Source organism: Thermodesulfovibrio sp. TK110 (genome assembly GCF_054658355.1).
The window spans coordinates 1,010,846-1,030,033 of the sequence record NZ_BAAHNB010000001.1; the positions used below are offsets into that span (position 1 = coordinate 1,010,846).

At 36.0% G+C, this 19,188-nt stretch carries 18 protein-coding genes; 14 read left to right on the forward strand and 4 right to left on the reverse strand.

Translation table 11 applies throughout. The annotated features are described in order from the left end of the window. The first annotated feature begins 64 nt into the window (after positions 1 to 64). Both htpX and purE read left to right on the forward strand, forming a co-directional pair. Entirely contained in the window at positions 65 to 913 is an 849-nt protein-coding gene (gene htpX / locus ACYQ3X_RS05240) for a zinc metalloprotease HtpX (protein WP_460180768.1), read from the forward strand. Continuing rightward, entirely contained in the window at positions 913 to 1,446 is a 534-nt protein-coding gene (purE, locus tag ACYQ3X_RS05245; protein WP_460180769.1) for a 5-(carboxyamino)imidazole ribonucleotide mutase, read from the forward strand. The genes htpX and purE overlap by 1 nt, the downstream gene beginning before the upstream one ends. Here purE and ACYQ3X_RS05250 read toward each other — a convergent pair whose 3' ends face one another. From ACYQ3X_RS05250 to hisC, 4 genes are read right to left on the reverse strand one after another with little or no spacing between them, the layout of a single operon-like run. After that, positions 1,447 to 2,355 (reverse strand): PLP-dependent cysteine synthase family protein, encoded by a 909-nt coding sequence (locus tag ACYQ3X_RS05250; RefSeq protein WP_460180770.1) that lies wholly within the window; start codon positions 2,353 to 2,355, stop codon positions 1,447 to 1,449. Positions 2,356 to 2,368: 13 nt separating this feature from the next. Continuing rightward, entirely contained in the window at positions 2,369 to 3,097 is a 729-nt protein-coding gene (thyX, locus tag ACYQ3X_RS05255) for an FAD-dependent thymidylate synthase (RefSeq protein WP_460180771.1), read from the reverse strand. Next, positions 3,094 to 3,669: an imidazoleglycerol-phosphate dehydratase HisB gene (hisB, locus tag ACYQ3X_RS05260; protein ID WP_460180772.1), complete on the reverse strand. Its 576-nt coding sequence runs from the start codon at positions 3,667 to 3,669 to the stop codon at positions 3,094 to 3,096. Before hisB ends, thyX begins: the two co-directional genes overlap by 4 nt. After that, positions 3,666 to 4,730 (reverse strand): histidinol-phosphate transaminase, encoded by a 1,065-nt coding sequence (gene hisC / locus ACYQ3X_RS05265; RefSeq protein WP_460180773.1) that lies wholly within the window; start codon positions 4,728 to 4,730, stop codon positions 3,666 to 3,668. The genes hisB and hisC overlap by 4 nt, the downstream gene beginning before the upstream one ends. 150 nt (positions 4,731 to 4,880) lie before the next feature. Here hisC and ACYQ3X_RS05270 point away from each other — a divergent pair, with 150 nt between their 5' ends. The 12 genes from ACYQ3X_RS05270 to ACYQ3X_RS05325 all read left to right on the forward strand — a co-directional run bounded on the left by ACYQ3X_RS05270 (position 4,881) and on the right by ACYQ3X_RS05325 (position 18,994). Beyond that, positions 4,881 to 5,435 (forward strand): PEGA domain-containing protein, encoded by a 555-nt coding sequence (locus tag ACYQ3X_RS05270; RefSeq protein WP_460180774.1) that lies wholly within the window; start codon positions 4,881 to 4,883, stop codon positions 5,433 to 5,435. A gap of 102 nt (positions 5,436 to 5,537) precedes the next feature. Then, complete coding sequence (locus tag ACYQ3X_RS05275; RefSeq protein WP_460180775.1) at positions 5,538 to 6,794, forward strand: Card1-like endonuclease domain-containing protein; 1,257 nt, start codon at positions 5,538 to 5,540, stop codon at positions 6,792 to 6,794. A 34-nt stretch (positions 6,795 to 6,828) separates the two neighbouring features. After that, positions 6,829 to 8,391 (forward strand): Cas10/Cmr2 second palm domain-containing protein, encoded by a 1,563-nt coding sequence (locus ACYQ3X_RS05280; protein WP_460180776.1) that lies wholly within the window; start codon positions 6,829 to 6,831, stop codon positions 8,389 to 8,391. Next, the gene (locus tag ACYQ3X_RS05285; RefSeq protein WP_460180777.1) at positions 8,391 to 8,741 is read left to right on the forward strand and encodes an RAMP superfamily CRISPR-associated protein; all 351 of its coding nucleotides are present in this window, start codon (positions 8,391 to 8,393) and stop codon (positions 8,739 to 8,741) included. Before ACYQ3X_RS05280 ends, ACYQ3X_RS05285 begins: the two co-directional genes overlap by 1 nt. After that, the gene (locus tag ACYQ3X_RS05290) at positions 8,660 to 9,070 is read left to right on the forward strand and encodes an RAMP superfamily CRISPR-associated protein (RefSeq protein WP_460180778.1); all 411 of its coding nucleotides are present in this window, start codon (positions 8,660 to 8,662) and stop codon (positions 9,068 to 9,070) included. Before ACYQ3X_RS05285 ends, ACYQ3X_RS05290 begins: the two co-directional genes overlap by 82 nt. Continuing rightward, positions 9,058 to 10,554, forward strand: coding sequence for a hypothetical protein (locus ACYQ3X_RS05295; protein WP_460180779.1), 1,497 nt, complete (start codon positions 9,058 to 9,060; stop codon positions 10,552 to 10,554). The genes ACYQ3X_RS05290 and ACYQ3X_RS05295 overlap by 13 nt, the downstream gene beginning before the upstream one ends. 1 nt (position 10,555) lies before the next feature. Further along, complete coding sequence (locus ACYQ3X_RS05300) at positions 10,556 to 11,875, forward strand: RAMP superfamily CRISPR-associated protein (RefSeq protein ID WP_460180780.1); 1,320 nt, start codon at positions 10,556 to 10,558, stop codon at positions 11,873 to 11,875. Then, positions 11,869 to 12,435, forward strand: coding sequence for a type III-D CRISPR-associated protein Csx19 (csx19, locus tag ACYQ3X_RS05305; protein WP_460180781.1), 567 nt, complete (start codon positions 11,869 to 11,871; stop codon positions 12,433 to 12,435). The genes ACYQ3X_RS05300 and csx19 overlap by 7 nt, the downstream gene beginning before the upstream one ends. Before the next feature lie 12 nt (positions 12,436 to 12,447). Next, entirely contained in the window at positions 12,448 to 14,145 is a 1,698-nt protein-coding gene (locus tag ACYQ3X_RS05310) for a TIGR03986 family type III CRISPR-associated RAMP protein (protein WP_460180782.1), read from the forward strand. Between the two features lie 3 nt (positions 14,146 to 14,148). Further along, positions 14,149 to 16,674, forward strand: coding sequence for a CRISPR-associated endonuclease Cas1 (cas1, locus tag ACYQ3X_RS05315; protein ID WP_460180783.1), 2,526 nt, complete (start codon positions 14,149 to 14,151; stop codon positions 16,672 to 16,674). Beyond that, the gene (cas2, locus tag ACYQ3X_RS05320) at positions 16,658 to 16,951 is read left to right on the forward strand and encodes a CRISPR-associated endonuclease Cas2 (RefSeq protein ID WP_460180784.1); all 294 of its coding nucleotides are present in this window, start codon (positions 16,658 to 16,660) and stop codon (positions 16,949 to 16,951) included. Before cas1 ends, cas2 begins: the two co-directional genes overlap by 17 nt. A 492-nt stretch (positions 16,952 to 17,443) precedes the next feature. Continuing rightward, positions 17,444 to 18,994, forward strand: a complete 1,551-nt coding sequence (locus tag ACYQ3X_RS05325; protein ID WP_460180785.1) for an ATP-binding protein — start codon at positions 17,444 to 17,446, stop codon at positions 18,992 to 18,994. Positions 18,995 to 19,188 lie beyond the last annotated feature (194 nt).

Below are 19,188 nucleotides of genomic sequence, written 5' to 3' on the forward strand. Positions count from 1 at the left end.
TATTTTTTATGTTAGTTTTTAATTAAAGGTTGAAAATTTATAAGAAATAAAGGAGGTGCAAAATATGCATACATTGAAAACTCTTGTTTTAATGGTTTTTCTTACTGTATTTTTTATATTTGTTGGCTCATTGATTGGTGGTAAGCAAGGAGCTACATTTGCTTTGATTATGGCTCTTGGAATGAATCTTTTTGCTTACTTTTTCAGTCATAAAATTGTTCTTTCCATGTATGGAGCTAAAGAGGTCACAGAGGCAGAAGCTCCAGAGCTTTATAGCATTGTAAGAAGACTTTCACAAAGAGCAGGACTTCCAATGCCAAAGGTTTATATTATTGAATCTGAGCAGCCAAATGCCTTTGCCACAGGAAGATCACCAAAACATGGGGTTGTTGCTGTAACAACTGGAATTATGAGAATTCTTTCCAGTGAAGAGCTTGAAGGAGTTATAGGTCATGAACTTGCCCATATCAAACACAGAGACATTCTTATAAGCACCATTGCAGCAACTATTGCAGGAGCAATATCATATCTTGCTCAGATGGCTCAATGGGCAATGATTTTTGGTGGTGGACGACATGAGGATGATGAAGGAGGTAATCCAGTAGTTGCTCTTCTTATGATGATTATTGCTCCAATTATAGCAATGATTATTCAGCTTGCTATAAGCAGAGCCCGTGAGTATGCAGCAGATGAAGGAGGTGCAAAAATTGCTGGCAATCCTCTTTATCTTGCAAATGCTTTAAGGAAACTTCATTATGCAAGTCAAGCTATACCAATGGATGCAAATCCTGGAACAGCTCACATGTTCATTGTAAATCCTCTATCAGGTCGTAGCCTTATGAAACTTCTAAGCACACATCCTCCAATTGAAGAAAGAATTGCTCGGCTTGAAGCAATGGAAAGGAGATACTAATGCCATCTGTTATGAATAATTCAAGCTTCAAAGTTCAAGGACCGAAGATATTGATTTTGATGGGAAGTGACAGTGATTTTGATATAATGAAAAAAGCAGCTAAGATTCTCTCTGATATGGAGGTATCTTTTGAACTTGATGTTTGCTCAGCTCACAGAACCCCTGACAGAGCAAAAAAATATGCTGAAGAGGCTGAACAAAGAGGAATTGAAGTAATAATAGCTGCTGCTGGAATGGCTGCCCATCTTGCAGGATTTATTGCAGCCCATACAACCCTTCCAGTTATAGGTGTTCCAGTTGCATCTGGTGCTTTAAATGGATTTGATGCATTACTTTCCACTGTTCAGATGCCACCTGGAGTTCCTGTTGCAACAGTAGGAATAAATGGAGCTGAAAACGCAGCTTACCTTGCCTGCGAGATTCTCTCATTAAAATATCCTGAAATAAGAGACAGGCTCAAACAGAAAAGAAAAGAGATGCACAGCAAAGTTCTTGAGAAATCAGAAAAAATTAAAAAAGAATTTAATTTGTAGTTATGGTGGGCATTTGCTGCAGATTGATGCAAAAAGGGATGTGGAAAGGTATCTGTCTCCCCTGTCAGGTAAGATTACAACAATAACTCCACTGCGAAGTTCACTGGCTTTTTTAAGTGCAACATACACTGCAGCACCTGATGACATTCCAACGAATACTCCTTCTCTTATTGCTAATTTTCTTGTAGTATCAAATGCTTCTTCATCATTTACATAAATTTTTTCATCAAGTCTTGAGGGATCAAAAATTTTAGGCACAATTGACTCAGACATATTTTTCAATCCCTGAATTCTATGCCCCGGGACAGGTTCAACTCCAATAATCTGAATATTCCTATTAAACTCTTTAAGGCGTTTGCTTACTCCCATAACTGTTCCTGTTGTCCCCATTCCTGCCACAAAGTGAGTAATTTCACCATTTGTTTGCTCTATAATTTCTTTTCCAGTTGTTTCATAATGCGCCCTTATGTTGGCTTCATTGTCAAACTGATTGGGCATGAAATAAAGTTCAGGTGCTTCCTCGTATATCTGATAGGCAAGCCTTATTGCTCCATCTGTGCTTTCTTCACTAGGAGAGAGAATTAGTTCTGCACCAAGTGCTTCAAGAATTCTTCTTCTTTCTACGCTCACACACGCAGGCATTACAAGTTTTATCCTGTATCCCTTTGCTGCAGCAATCATTGCAAGTCCTATACCTGTATTCCCTGAAGTTGGTTCAAGTATTATTTTATCCTTTGTAATTAAACCCTTTTCTTCAGCTTCTTTTATCATATAAAGAGCAGTCCTGTCTTTAACTGAACCTCCAGGATTTGCTCCTTCAAATTTTCCGTAGAGCTTTACTCTCGGATTTGGATTAATCCTGTCAAACCTTATAAGTGGTGTATTTCCTATAATGTCTAAAACGCTCATAAAACTTATTATATCACAGATTTTTAAACTTTTTCCTTACTTTTTCCATTTCTCCACAGCTAAATTTACCTTCAGGACAAGCTCCTTTAAGACAGGCAGGTCCTGCATCTTTAAAGAGTCTTGGCGCAATTTTTTTAACAAGTTTCAGCATCTCTGTTGCAAGCTCTCTTATCTCCCATTGAGCACGATTACAGCAGCGAACCCTGAAAAAATGGAGTAATTCTCTTGCATTCATTGTAATAACTATCTTAGTTTCTGCAGCATTTGGAAGGACAAATCTTGCATCCTGTCTTGCTAATTCTCCTTTTAAACCCTGTTTTTCCAGCGCCTGAAGAATTCTACAGTAGTATTCATGAGCTTTTTGCATTGCTTCAAGAAAAAGTTCCTTTATCTCTTCATTCTCATTTATTGAATGAGGAATTATGAAGTCAAAGCCTTTTTCTTCACTTACATATCTCTGCGATTGCTGACTGTAAGAGGCAATCCTATGTCTTACAAGCTGATGCGAACATGCCCTTGAAATTCCTTCAACAGCAAAGGTGAAACTGACATGTTCAAAAGGGCTTAGATGTCCACTTTCTCTTAAAAGATTGATTAATCTTTCTTTTTCATCCTCAGTTAACCTCTCCTTTAGTTCATCAATTCCTGCAGGACTGTAACAGAGTCTTGCAGAAAGAGCAACCACCTCTTCCGGGTCTGGCGTATGGGTAAGAATTGATACTTTAAGTGAGGCTTCTTTCATAGTGTGCCTTTTGTAGATGGCAAAATCTCTCCCACTACTCTGCTTGCTTCATTCAGTGCTTTTGCAAAGGCTTTAAACATGGATTCAACAACATGATGTAGATCTTTCCCATAGAGGACATTGATATGCAAAGTTATTTTTGCATTGTTAACAACTGCTCTGAAAAACTCCTCAAATAGTCCTACATCAATATCCCTGATATATCCCTGAAATGGAAGATTGTAAACAAGAAAAGCTCTTCCTCCAAGGTCTAATGAGACTTGAGTGAGTGCTTCATCCATTGGAATTGAAGCAAAACCATATCTCTTAATACCTTTTCTATCATTCAGGGCTTTATCAATACATTTACCTAAGACAATCCCGAGGTCTTCAATTAAATGATGATAATCTATATGTATGTCACCCTTTGCCTCAGTTTTTAAATCAAAGTTTCCGTGAAAAGCAAAAAGTTCAAACATGTGGTCTAAAAATCCAACAGAACTGCTTATATCAGCCTGACCATTTCCATCTAAGTTAAACTCCATTTTAATATCTGTTTCCTTTGTTTTTCTATTAAGTGAAGCTTTTCTCATCTGTTTTCCTCTAATATTTTCTTTAATGTTTTTAAAAATTCCTCATTTTCTTCGCTGGTTCCAATTGTTACTCTTAAGGCATTATTTATGACTGAAGAAAGATCTCTTACAAGAATACCAGCTTTTATAAGCTTTTGGTAAATAGTTTTGCTGTTTTCTATTTGCAGTAATATAAAATTTGCCTCTGATGGATAAACTTTTAACTTCTGAATCTTTAACAGCTCCCTGTAAAGCCTTTGCCTTTCTTTAATGATCTGTGATATAAACTTTTTTATCTGTGGATAAAACCTTTTCAGAGCCTCTGTTGCCACATACTGGGTAATTGAATCAACATTATAGGGAAGTCTTACTTTGTTTATTTCATGTAAAAATTTTTCTTTTCCTATAAGATATCCCAATCTCAATCCAGCAAATCCAATCTTACTTAGAGTTCTTAAAATCAAGAGATTATCATAATCCTTTAAAAATGGTAAAAATCCTTTTTCACTTGAAAAGGGTTGATAGGCTTCATCAATAACCACAATTGATGAATTTTTTTCAGCAGATTCTATTATTTTTAAAATTTTATCAGTTGAAAAGGTATTGCCTGTAGGATTGTTTGGAGAACTGAGAAAAATTAAACGCGGTTTTTTTGATTTAATTAGCATCAGGAATTCTTCATCATTTATATCAAAATTATTGTCAAGTCTGCATTCAACTGTTTCAACTCCAACAGACTGAGCTATTATTCCATACATTGCAAAGGTAGGTACAGGATAAAGAACAGGACCTCCAAACGTAAGAATCAAGTAATATATCAATTCATCAGAACCATTTCCAGGCATTATATTTTTATAGCTGAGTTTCAATTTTCTGGCAAGAGCTTTTCTTAAAAGAATAGCTTCTGGATCAGGATATCTGTTTAGAGGAATACTAATTTCTGAGACAAAATCGGATAATTTAACAGGAAAAGGTGACTCATTAGCATCAAGCTTAATTTTACACGGAATTTCCTTTGCCTGATAGGGCTTTAGTTTCTGAATATTTTTTCTTACAATAACTGAAGCATTCAATTTACTCATAGATTTTTATCATAATTGGTTATTCAAATATTGTCAACTGAAGCAGTCACTATATTAAAAGAAGTCTATGCAATATTGCTGCAATATTGTTTTTTCCCATAGCCTCCGCTTAGAAAAGGTAAAATAAAAATAAAAAAAGGAGGTTAGAGTATGAGAAAAGTTTTATCAGGAATCATTGGATTAACATTACTTGCTTCAGGTTGTGGAACAGTGGTTCACGGAACAAAACAAGAGCTCTCTGTCAACACTGAACCACCTGGTGCAACAGCAATTATTGAAACTCAATCCTGCGTAACTCCGTGCACAATGACAGTATCAAGAAAGGCTGAAAAAATTACGATTAAAAAGGATGGCTTTGAGAAAACTTATGAACTTTCAAAACATTTCAATGCTGGTGCTACCATTCTTGGTAACATTCTGTGGTTGCTTCCAGGAGTCATCATAGATGCCATCTCAGGTGGAGCTATGACAATTGATCCTGTAAATATCAAACTTGAGCAAAACAAGCAATCAGGAATACTTTTTGAAAAAGGTAAAACCACAGCCTTTGAAATTGAAAAACTCTGGGGACAGCCAGTAAAAATTAGCCATGACAGCAACACAACGATTTATCACTATATAGGGAAAGTGACCACTAAAAATGGATTTCAGGAAATAAAGGTTGTGATAAACAGTGAAGGTATAGTGCAAGATATAGTATTTTAAGGAACACTCTCAGGGAGAGCCTCCTCTGAGAGGAGCTCTCCTTTATTTTTTGGCAATCATTGACATAATTTTGGATTTTTTATATTATTTCACTGAGTCCTTATGAATCATGTATTTGACAGTCTTGTCCTGCTCGTTGGTACTAATCCTTTACCCAACTTTGTTGTGCTTGATTACTTCCTAAGGCACAACTCAAAATTAAATAAAATTTATCTCATATACTCAGAGGAAAACAGACAGATTAATCAAAGTGGAACCATTGATTATGCAAAAAATATTGAAACTTTAGCCAAAAAAAGAGCCTCCAGCAGAAATTTACAATTCTTCTTTATTCCCCTTTCAGATGTAAGTTCTCCATCAACTATGGAGTATGACCTGAAAAAACATCTGAAAGATAAATTATCTTCAGCAGAGATTCATCTAAACTATACAGGCGGCACAAAGGCAATGGTAATTCATGTTTACAGATGGCTTGAAAAACACAAATCCTCAACTTCCTTTTCCTACCTGAATGCAAGAAACTTCAGAATCATCTTTGACAAGGAAAATTCATCTACCCCTGATCTGAGGGATGAAGTAATTCTTACAATAGATGAAATTATTGAACTACACGGTTATACAAAGAAATCAAAGATTAGTCATTACAATTTTCAATCCGCTCTGTATCGCTTTAAAGATCTCATAGAAAATAACAGACTCTGGGAGTTTTATAAAGCTTACAAAAGAAAGCTATTTCTGAAGAAAAAAAACGAGTCTGAAAAAGGAAAGAACAACAAACTTATAGAAAAAATAAAGGATATTTCTGATGACCTCAGAAACAGTAAAGCAGAAGAACCAATGCTTAGCATTGTTCAAGCCTTACCTGAAGAACTCAAGCTTTATAACGAAGATGGTTCTTTTAAAGAACCTTCAAAAGATGGGCAACTGAAGGAAGCTGTAAAATTTCTTGATGGAGGATGGCTTGAGCAGTATGTGTTTAATATGGTTAAGAAACATTTTTCTTTCGGTAATTTCAGCATAGACTTTAACATAACAATAAAAAAGCCTGATTGGCAGACAAACTTTGAGCTTGATGTGATACTAATAAATGGATATCAACTAATTGGCATCTCCTGCACTACCGCTGATATAAAACGTTTATGTAAAAGTAAAGGGTTTGAAATATTCTTGAGAACAAGGCAGATCGGAGGTGAAGAGGCAAAAGCTATTTTAGTAACAAGGCTTAATGAAGAGGATACAAGACAGTTGAATTCAGAACTTAAAATTGATACAGGTGGAGGTGAAAGCATAATGGTTCTTGGAGAAAAGGCTCTGAAGGAGGAGATTTTTATAAAACGATTAGAAGAATTCATTAAATAGATTTCTTTCAAATTTCTCAAAAAGGAGGTCATTTATGTATTTTGGCGTAATCCTTGACACAGTATCCATTCAGCGGTACATCTTCAGCACTAACAATCTCAAAGAAAATCTTGGTGCATCCTATATAGTCGCAGAAAAACTCTATCAAACCTATCTTAAAGAAGCTATTAAAGAAGTTTTTGGTGAAGCAGACAAATCGCTTTTAGAGAATTGGGAAGAGGAACCTGAAAAAATATCAATCAAAAATGGTGCACCATATGAATTAGGTTATGAAGGCGGAGGAAATGCCTTTATACTTTTTGCCGATGAAGGTAAAGCAAAGGAGTTTATTAAACATTGGAGTAAAAGGCTTCTCATTTACTGTCCTGGAGTCATAGCATCTGCTGCAGTTGGCAGGATTGAACTTGATGAAAACTTCTCTCATAGCCTTAAAGCTTTGTTTGAAACTCTCGCGCAAAACAAAACAACTTTTGTTCCCCAGACAGTTATACCCAAACATGGTATCACAGCAGACTGTGCAAGAACTGGTTATTCAAGAGAGATATGGTGTAACAGCCTCCCTGATGATGAAAAGGACTATATCTCAAGTGTTGCCAATGCCAAGATAACAGCAGTGTATGAGACAACTAAAAAATACAGAGAGATTTTAGAAAATGTCATAGAAGAAAATAAACTACCACACAACTATGAGTTTACAAACGATCTTGAACAACTTGGTCAAGTAAAAAACAAAGAAAGCCATATTGCCATTGTTCATATTGATGGAAATGATATGGCAAAAAGATTTATAGAGCAGAAAAGCCTAACTGATTTACGAAAGCTTTCAAGCTCAGTAAAAAAAGCAACTTTAAAATCTTTTAAATTTATGCTTAGAAAACTCATTGAAAAACTTCCAGAAATGTTAAATGAGTTTAGTCTGCAGAAGAAGGATAAAAAGACAATACTTCCACTAAGACCAATTATCATAGGTGGAGATGATATAACTTTTGTATCTGAAGGAAGGCTTGGAGTATGGCTTGCAAAGATATTTCTTGAAGAATTTGAAAAACAAAAAGTCAGCGATGGATTACCACTTAGTGCCTGTGCTGGAGTAGCCATTACAAAAACAAAGTATCCCTTTTACAGAGGCTACATTCTCTCTGAACAACTCCTGAAAAATGCAAAAGACAAAAGAAAGAATTTGGATGATAGCGGTTCATGGATTGATTTTCATCTTTCCTATGGAGGATTCTCAGGCACATTGGCACAAATAAGAAAAAATCATTACAGAACATCTCATTGTGAACTAACCTTAAGACCCTATAAGCTCTCTGATCTTGATGAACTTCTCAGAGGTGTGTATGAACTAAAGAAAAAAGATGAAAGAGGTAAAAGCAGGTATCCAAGAACAAAGATAATGAAACTAAGAGAAACACTTTATCTTGGCAGAAACTCTCAAGAGTTATTTGAACAAGAGCTTACAGCAAAAGGATTAAAACTGCCTGGTTATAAAGAGTTTGATGGCAAAATAATTGTCAAAGACGCTAAAACTCCATATCTTGACATGATAGAGCTAATGGAGTTTTACCCAGATTTTGCCCTTAATGGAGGTGAATAATGAAGGAGTTAAAGCTTAAAGTTGAACTTAAATCTCCATGCCTTGTAGGTTCTGGCGAAGGCTTTGGTGCAGTTATTGATGCAGATGTAGTTTTTGATGAAGTTGGTATTCCCTATGTCCCTTCAAAAAGAATAAAAGGCTGTCTCAGAGACTCAGCTACAGAGGTTTGTGAAATGTTTGAGTCCGCTGGCATAAAAATTTTTGATCTCACCAAAGATAACTCACAGGAATACAAAATAGTGAATCATCTTTTTGGTCGTGCAGGCTCTTGTCACCCTGCTCCGATTTTATTTCAAATCTTACTGTTGAAGACTACGATAAGCTCAGACAATGGCTTTCATATTGTATAGAAGAATACTCCAACATAATCAATCCTGAATCAATAAGAAAATACTACACTGAGCTAAGACAGCAGACAGCAATTGATGAAGGAGTTGCCAGAGAACACTCATTGAGAATAATAAGACTGCTTAAGAAAGGAAAAGTTTTTGAAGGCAAAGTTATTCTGGAAAAGGATTCAGAGGAACTTTTAATGCTTCTTTCCCTTGCCTGTTTAAATCTCAGAAGATTTGGAACAAGGCGAAACAGAGGCTTTGGTGAAATAAAGTGTAGTCTTCTTGAAGGAGACAAAGAAATAGACTATACAGAGCAACTGGAGGTGTTAGCATGCAAGCAATAAGGTATCGCATAAAAGCAGTTTCTCCGCTTATTTTTACTTCCAATACAGATGATCCAAACATGGTTGCCACTCTAAATTACATCCCTGGTACACATCTTAGGGGTCTTTTTGCCAATGAATACATAAAAAGAAATAACCTACAGAGCATGGCAGAAAGAGATGAAAAATTTTACAGATGGTTTATAAAGGGAGAGCTAAAATTCACTAATGCCTACATAACAACCATAGATGAATACAACGAAGTTCATATAAACTATCCTGTTCCCCTTTCCATTCAAAGGGAAAAACACGGTAGCAAAATCTACGACTTACTCCTTGTAGAGGAAGATAAAGAGATTCAGACAAAGCCTTTTGACAGCACCTACTGCAGACTGAAACACAACAGCATTTACTTTGAAGATGTCAACAAATCCCTTAATTTCCATCACTCAAGGGACAGAGACAGAGGAGTTGCAAAGGAAGGATTGATTTTCAACTACGAGTCAATTGATGAAGGGCAAGTTTTTGAAGGATTTATACTTGGTAATGCCGATACTCTCAAAGAGTTTCAGCAAAATTTTAATGATGGCATTTACTATCTTGGTCGCTCAAGAAACAATCAATATGGAAAAGTAAAGTTTGAAATAATCACAAAACAACCACAGGAGTTTGAATCAGAATTAGAAGGTCAAATTGAATCAGGTGAGGCTGTGCTCACTTTGCTTTCTGACACCATAATCTACAATGAAAATGGTTTCCCTGTTGTTGACATAAAGGAGTTTGAGAAAGTCATTGGCTGCACTGTGAAAAAAGCCTTTATAAGAGCTAACCAATGGGAAGGATTTACATCTATATGGAGGAGTAAAACTACCCTTGAGGTATGTTTCAGAGCAGGCTCAGCCTTTCTTATTGAAATAAAAGAGGATGACATACCCAAACTTAAGGAGCTTCAGAAAAAAGGCATAGGAATGCTTACCCATCTTGGATTTGGAAGATTTGTAATAGGATGGCAAAGAAGTGAGAATCTTACAGAGATTCCAAAAGACAGAAAAAAACACAATAAGCCCAACGAAACTCCTCCTCAAGCTATTAAAACCATGCTTCAGTTTCTGACAGAAGAGTTTCTTCTTGCCTCTGTCCAAAAGGATGCAATAAAAAAAGCTTCAGAATTTAAAAGCCCACCTTCAAAATCCCTTCTATCAAAATTAGAGAAAGCAGTCACTGAAGACAAGCTTGATGAACTCCTTAAAAATCTCAAAACAACAGCAAAAAATCAACTTACAAAATGCAGAACCCACAGAGAGACTCTTTATGACTTTCTAAAACAAAATCAAACTCTCTATCAAGATAAAAATAAACTGCTTGCAACTTACAAACTGGACAAAATCTCAAATGAGTTTCAGCTTTTTGAAAGCAACTGTGCTGATATATTGAAAAAACTCACAAAAACCTATCTTACAACCCTTCTTTCCATCTTGAGAAAAAAGCCAGAAAAGGGAGGATAATATGATAAAAGGAAAGCTTATTCTAAAAGGAAACATTAAACTTTTATCACCTGCTATTATTGGTTCTGGTATGGATGAAAAAAGTGATCTTGATGTGATGAAAGACAGTGAAGGTAAGCCCTTTATACCTGCCACATCCTTCATAGGTGTGCTAAGACATAAAACTGAACAAGCAGGGATTGAAAGCTCTAAGATTGAATACTTTTGGGGAACAAAACGCTCTGATGAATACAATTCAAGACAGAGCTCCATTGCATGCAGTGATCTTTTATCAGTAGGAGATGTTTCAGTGTCAATACGTGATGGAGTCAGAATCAACAACAAAAAAGGCATTGCAGAGGAGCATGCAAAGTTTGACTATGAAATAATACAACCAGGTAGCATCTTTAACCTCAATCTTGAGATTACCCTCACAGCAACAGAGGATGAATTTAAAAAACAGATGCTTTCAACCATAATTGAGCTTCTTAAGAATGAAAAAATTCGCATTGGTGCAAAAACCAACAGCGGATTTGGTAGAGTAAGACTCAATGACTGGAAAGTTTATGAGTTTGACTTCTCCAATAAGCAAAGCGTTCTTAACTGGTTTAAGTATCTCAAAACAGGAATACTTCCAGAAGTCTCCGAGTTTCGCATTAATCCATTACCCATCTCTCACAACCAGTTTAACATAGATGCTTTCTTTACCATCAAAAACTCCCTCATCATTCGCTCCTACTCAGTAGACCCTAATTTACCAGACACTGAGCATATAAAATCAGGAAATGACTATGTTCTTCCAGGCACATCCCTTAAAGGTGCAATTCGTGCAAGAGCTGAAAGAATTATAAACACGCTTGGAAAATCAAAAGAGATCTTAGACTACCTCTTTGGTATTGCAGGACCCAATGTATCAGAGCCGATAAAAGGAAAAGTAATAGTTGAAGAAACAATTCTAAAAGACTTTCCCTCTGAAGTGCAGACAAGAATCAAGATAGACAGATTTACAGGTGGCACCATTGAATCTGCTCTTATGGAAACAAAGCCTCTTTTTAAAGGCAAGAATGAAAGCCTTTTCCATGTTAGATTCCTAATAGACAATCCAGAACCTCATGAAATAGGGCTAATACTTCTTGTGCTTAAGGATCTATGGACAGGTGATATTGCCGTGGGAGGAGAAAAATCTATTGGAAGAGGAGTCCTTGAAGGTAAAAAAGCAGTGATAAACTATAAAGACACGAAAGTAGTCATTGAAGATTTAGCAAAACTTAGTGAGGAAGAAAAGAAGACTCTTCAAAGTTTTGTAGATTCTCTTGTAAACTATGGAGGTGAAAAATGTTAAAGGAAAATGGACTTGAACTAAAACAGATACTATCAAAGATTGACATCTTTCCAGAAATTAAGGACTTTAAAGGCACAATCTCAAACTACTTTAACACTCATGGATTTGCCGTTGCTTATCTTACCTATGATGTGCTAATAGGAAGAGTTATAAATGGAGAGTTTGAGTTTTATCAAAACAAAATCATACAGCCAGACTATTTATTGAAGCTAAGAATATTTAACGCTCAAAAAGAACTTTTCCTCTGGCAGACAGATACAGGACTAAAAGGAAGGTTAAGAATAGACGAAGAAGGCACAGAAACCTATGTAGTAGATGCCTGTCAGGTGCTCTGGGGCACTGACAAAAAGAAGCTTACCGATGGCTGGTCAAAGCTTTTTGAAGAGCGTGGCACTGAGCTTATACTGCCTTTTACCAATTTTACCGTGGATAACAGAAAAAATCGTGTTTTTATAAAAACAAGAAACTACATTCAGTTTCATCCTATCACTTGCCTTGCTACATACAGTGATTGTCGATTTATAGAATTTTTAGACAGCAACAAAAAACCACTTCAATAAGGAGGAAAGCCAATGAAACCTATGAAAAATAAAAATAATCAGAACAAAGAGATTTATTCCCATGCTCCTTACAATTTTATCCCATTAAATAATAAAGTCGTACAAGCTGAAGAAATACCTGAATTTGACAAATATCATCCTGAAAGATATACTGGTTACATTGACATTGAAATAGAAACCCTCACTCCTCTTTATATCAGAGATACCCTTACAGAGCAGGAATACAAAGAGAAATTAAAAATGCAGAAGAATGAACAGCAATACATCAATCCAGATTTCTTTTCTCCTGGTGGTATTCTCCGAATTCCTGGCAGTTCCTTAAGAGGCATGATAAGAACAATGGTTGAGATCATAAGCTTTGGAAAGTTCACATTCTTTGATGACAGACGTCTCTACTTTAGAAGCTTTGCAGATGCATGCAAAAACCTTAGAGATGAATACAGAAAGAAAATAAAAAAACCAGAAGCTGGCATACTGACTAAAGAAGGCTTAAACTATTACATAGTTCCCACATCATTTAAAAAGATTGAAAAAGACGATGTAAAAATTTTGCTTGAAAATACAAAACCCTTTAATTTTTATCCCATGACATACAATGGCAAAGATGGGTATCTGGTGGTTTCAGGTCCTATGGGAAACAAAAAACATGACTACTTCATTGAAAAACCTAAAGATTACAGTAACAAAATTCATCTTTCAGAAGACGATATTAATGACTACAAAAATGACAAAACAAGAAAAGCATATGTTGACTTAATCAAAACACTTGAAAAACATAAGGAAGTTCCCTGCTTTTACAGTGAATACTATGACTCTAACAACCGCAAAAGAATAGCCTTTGGTCATACTTTAATGTTTCGCATCCCCTATGAAAAAACCATAGGAGACCACATTCCTTCAGAACTAAAAAATGAAAACTTCATTGACATAGCAGAAGCAATATTTGGCAAAGAAACAAATCATGCAACCAGAGTATTCTTTGAGGATGCCTATCTTTCAGGAGCTGAAAATCCCCTTCTACCCCCTTCAACACCAAACATTCTCTCCTCTCCTAAACCAACAGCTTTTCAACACTATCTCATCCAGAAAAATGAAAATCTAAGAGAGTTTCCAGAAAATCTCGCCCACTACAATAGTCCAAATCAGATTCGTGGCTATAAACTTTACTGGCATAAAGATGGCAAAGAATGGCAGGAGACTGACGAAGAAAACATTAAAAAACACAAAACACAGTATACCCGTATTACTCCTGTAAAAGAAGGAGTTAAGTTCTTTGGTAGAATTCGTTTTGAAAACATATCACAGGTTGAGCTCGGAGCCCTGCTTTTTGCCATTGAGCTTCCAGAAGGCTGTGCTCACAAACTGGGAATGGGAAAGCCTCTTGGACTTGGCTCAATAAGGATTAAGCCAAGGCTTTATATATCAGACAGGACAAAAAGATATACAGAGTTATTCTACGAATGGAATGAACCAATGAAATCCGTTGACACAACTGAGTTTAAAAAAGCCTTTGAAAACTACATTCTGGAAAAACTTGGCGAGAAACAGCTCAACAGTCTCTGGAATCACCAAAGAATGAAAAAGCTAATGATAATGCTTAACTTTAAGAATAAACCTGACAATGAAAGCACTGAATATCTATCGCTTAATGAATTCAGAAAAAGAAAGATTTTACCAGAGCCTGAGCAAGTAATAGGAATGCAAACTTAAAAAATGCAACAGTCCGAACTATCAAACATTTACTGGTTCAGGATAAGAGCAGCCTTTGAGGCAAAAAACAGTCTTTTCACCTCTGTTTACTCAATCATAGAAGCAGTAACAAAGGAGATAAACCAAGCTATTAATCTTGCTTCAGATATAATATATCACATTGATGGAAAGCCATTAAAATACAGACTCCGCAAAAATAAAACATTTCATGTAACCTTTCTACTGCCCGCTACTTCTCAGCAAACCTTAATTTTTGCCGATGCTCTTCAGCTCTACTTTCAAGACTCATGGAATTCAAGAAACATCCGACTACTGGAAGCATCAACTCCTCAGTTGAGAAACTATGGGATACTGCATGAAGAAATCTATGAAAAATTAGCTAAGCAAAAAGAACTCTGTATTGAGTTTCTCACTCCCCTTCCATTCAAACCTGAACATCCCAAAAAAAGAGCCCATATCAGTCTCATAAACTTCCTATCCCTATTTTCATCAAGACTGAAGCGACTTTTCAGCATAGAAAGCTCCATCAACATTGAAGAAGGAATAATTTTTCTTCCCTACTGGAGCTATGAAGAGCTTGCTGTAGAGTCTTCATCTCAAAGAGGCAACATAAGATACATTAACGGATGCACAGGCAAGATATACTTTCGTGGAAATATTGATCCTATCCTACCCTATCTCATACTATGTTCAGAGCTCCATGCAGGTAGCTCCTTATCCTATGGTAGAGGCTACTACATGATCCATCATGACTCAGTATCATATATAAACTCAATTCCCCTTAATGAAACACTGCAATACTATGTGGACAAAAACAGAGAAAACTTTAATGGCTTAAGCTTGCAACAAATAACAAAACAGCTTTACAACTCCTTCATCACTGCCAATTATGAGCCAATACCATCAGAAGCTTTTAAAACAGAGCAGATAATTACAGAAAAACTATACTGGAAAGATCAGATACTGCACTCATTTATTTATAAAATCCTAAAAAATCCTGTTGACAATCTGCTACCTCTCACTGTAATGGGCTTTAGACCCCACTTTTCAGACAAAGACATAAAAGCCCGCATTGATGAGCTTATCAACTCTGGATATGACAAAATCCTCACTTTTAGCATAGATGGATTCTATAGTCAGATAGATCATGATAAACTTTTAAACAAACTCAAACAAATTATACCCTTAGCTGACCATTTTTTATTAAAACTCATTGAAAAATTTCTTAAAGTAGGCTACATCCACAAAGGCAAGCTCCAAAAACGCATAAAAGGACTTCCAATGGGAAGTCCTCTATCTCCTCTTTTTGCAAATATCTATCTCATTGACATAGACAAAGCTCTTAACGACAATGAAACAGTTGCTTTAAGATATGCGGATACTTATCTTATTCTGTCATCCAATGAAGAGGCACTACAGGAAAAACTCTCTCTTGCAAAGCAATTACTTGAGAGGCTTAATCTCAAAATAAATGAAAAATCAATCAAATACAGCAATGAGGAAAACATAAAATTCGCAGGAATAGAGATCCAGACAAAGAAACAATCCCAAAGATTGAGAAAACCTCTCTACATAGCCACTTCAGATACCCATCTGAGCATCTCTTCAGAAACAGTAAAGATAACTACCAGTGATGGAGCAACACAAACAGTGCCCCTTAACAGAATAAGTGAGATAATAATAAATGCGGACAGTGTAATTACCACTCCCATGCTAAGGAAATGCTTAAAAAACAATATTCCCCTTATCATTTCCTCAAACTTCCTATCTCCTGTAATCATTGTCAGAGCAGATCATAAATCCCACTACGAATCCATAGTAAAACACACAGCCAAGTATCACTCCCTCACAGATGAAATGATAGTCCTTTATGCAAAACAGTTGGCTGCGCTCAAACTAAAAAGCTATGAAATTCTCATTACCATGAAGCGACATCTTTTTGCCAGCCAGATAAAGGATAAACTCAAACATCTGCGGCAAAAAATCATTGATGCAACCACCTTAGACACAGTTCGTGGATATGAAGCCATAGCCGCAAAAGAGATTTATAAAGCCATGAATTTTCTAATAAAAAACAGAGACTTCCATATAAAGACCAGAAACAGAAAATCTCCAGACCCTATCAATTCATTACTGAACATATGCAGTCACCTTACATTTAACAGAATAAGAACAATTGTATGCTCCCACGGACTCAATCCATATCTTGGATTTCTTCATAGTCCTGAAAACAACTATGAATCCCTTGTAGCAGACCTGCAAGAGCTTTTAAGAGCACGCATGGACAGCTTTATAATAAATCTTGTCAACCTCAAAATGATTGAGAAAAAAGACTTTAAAGAAATTGATGGCACATATTTATTAAAATCATCAATGCTACCAAAGCTTATAATTCAGTACGAAGAATATCTAAACAAAGTTTATTCCTCTGATGCCAGCTCATTAAACGACTTTATTTATACTCAAGTAGAAAAAATTAAAAATTGGATAAACAAAGACGAGGAGCTGATCTTTGAGATACCCTGGTAAAAGATTCAATGAATATGTAGTGGTTTATGACATTTCCGATGATAGAGAAAGACTCAAGGTGGACAAACTGCTTAAAAACTATGGGTTCAGAGTTCAGAAAAGTGTCTTTGAATGTAGACTAAATGAATCACTCAAGAAAAAACTAATATCTGAGCTAAAGTCTCTTAATGTGAAAACAGGATTCATAAAGATATATCTACTTACAGACATATTAGATGCAAAAACAGTTGGAAAAGCTGCAGTATCAATTGATGATAAAGATGCTTTTGTTATATAATTTCATCGTAGGTATGCAAACCTATGTTAAAAAGTTGTTAAAAACTTTTAAAACTTGGGAGGTTTGCAAAAACCTCCAAAAAAGTTCTTTGAAAACAATGAGTTACAGGGCAATACTCCAAACAGGAATCCCTGACGTCAGGGGCTGAGACAATACGGGGAACGGGGATTGCCTTGCATCCTTTCCTCTCCAAACAGGAATCCCTGACGTCAGGGGCTGAGACAGATTTCCGTTCATATAACCTGAACAAGATATCCTCCAAACAGGAATCCCTGACGTCAGGGGCTGAGACTAGAATCTTTGTCAAAATTTACAGGAACAATTCCTCCAAACAGGAATCCCTGACGTCAGGGGCTGAGACTTTGTAGACTTTGTAGGGGTTCAAAATTTTGAACCCCTACATCTCCTCTATTTAAATCTAAGATTTAAATCTCAAAAAAATGAAAGCGAAAAACAATTGAATTTTAAAAAAAGAAGTTTTAAAATAAAGCTATGAAGAAGAACCTGCCCATCGGGATTTCAAGCTTTGAAAAGATTAGAAGTGAGCCCTATTATTATGTGGATAAAACCCCTTTTGTTGCAAAGCTTGTTGAAGAGGGCACTTATTATTTTCTCTCTCGCCCGAGGAGATTTGGAAAATCCCTTTTTGTGGACACCCTAAAGCAGGCCTTCCTTGGAAAAAAAGAGCTTTTTCAAGGGCTTTATCTTGAAAAGAACTGGGACTGGAGTGTCAGGTATCCTGTTATTCACATAAGTTTTGGTGCTGGCAATATCTTAAGTGAAGAAGATTTCCTTTTGCGGATAAAAAGAATTCTTAAGAAAAATTATAAAACCCTTCAATTAGATTGGGAAGATTCTTCTGATTATAGGGCTTCCTTTGAAGATCTTATTGAAAAGGCCTATGAGAAGTATAAAGCCAAGGTTGTAGTTCTGATAGATGAATATGATAAGCCCATTCTTGATCGCATAGAAAACAAGGAACTAAGTTTAACCTTAAGGGAGCATTTAAAGAATCTCTATGGGGTTATAAAGGATGCAGATGTCTATTTAAAGTTTGTTTTTATTACAGGGGTTTCCAAATTCTCAAAGGTCTCCCTTTTTTCAGGCCTAAATCAATTAAATGATATTACCCTTGATAAGAGATTTGCAGAAATCTGTGGATACACTCAAAAAGAGCTTGAAGAGGTCTTCAGAGAAGAATTACAAGATAAGGATTTAGAGCTTATAAGATGCTGGTATAATGGTTATTCCTGGCTTGGAGAGCCAGTTTACAATCCCTTTGATGTGCTTCTCTATCTTGAGAAAAGAACCTTTCACCCTTACTGGTTTGAGACTGGGACTCCCAGTTTTCTTGTAAAGCTTCTTCTTGAGAAGCGTTTTTATCTTCCTGAGCTTGAAGACCTAACTGCAACTGATGACCTTATTGGCACCTTTGACCTTGACTATATTGAGCCAGAAAACCTTCTCTTTCAGGTGGGTTATTTGACCATTAAAGAAACTATTGAAGAGGAAGGGTTCATTCTCTATAAGCTTTCTTATCCGAATAAAGAGGTAAAGATTAGCTTAAATAGAGTTCTTTTTTCTTATTTTACTCAGCTCAGTTCAGAAAGGCCAAGGCTATCTCTTAAGATGATTGAGGCAGTGAGGGAGAGGGATTTTGAGAAGATGAAAAAGACTCTTGAGGGTCTTTATGCAGGGATACCCCATGATTGGTTCAGGAAGAATGAGCTTTTTCGTTATGAGGGGTATTATGCAAGTTGTTTTTATGCCTTTTTATGTGGGTCAGGGCTTGAGGTGATACCTGAGGATATAACGAATAAGGGGCAGATAGATTTGACGGTGCTATATAGGGATAGGGTTTATCTTTTTGAGTTCAAGGTGGTTGAGGGAGAGGAGGGAGAGGGTAAAGCTTTAGCTCAATTAAAGGAGAAGGGTTATCATAAGAAGTATGAGGGTTCATTCAAAGAGATTTATCTTATAGGGATTGAGTTTTCTTCAGGGGAGAGGAATATTAAGGATTTCTCTTGGGAAAAGATAAATTGATATATCTTTTCCAGCACAGGTTTTTTATCTTTAATTTTATTTACCAAAAGAGTTTGATTAATCTATCAGAGCTGCTGATTTTTGTTTCAAAAGATAGAGCTATAAAGATGTAGGTTGACTTTTAATAAATCAGCTGTTGATTCAAAGACGGTAAAAATAAAGGCAGGAGCAAAGAAAAAATCATCAAGAAAATC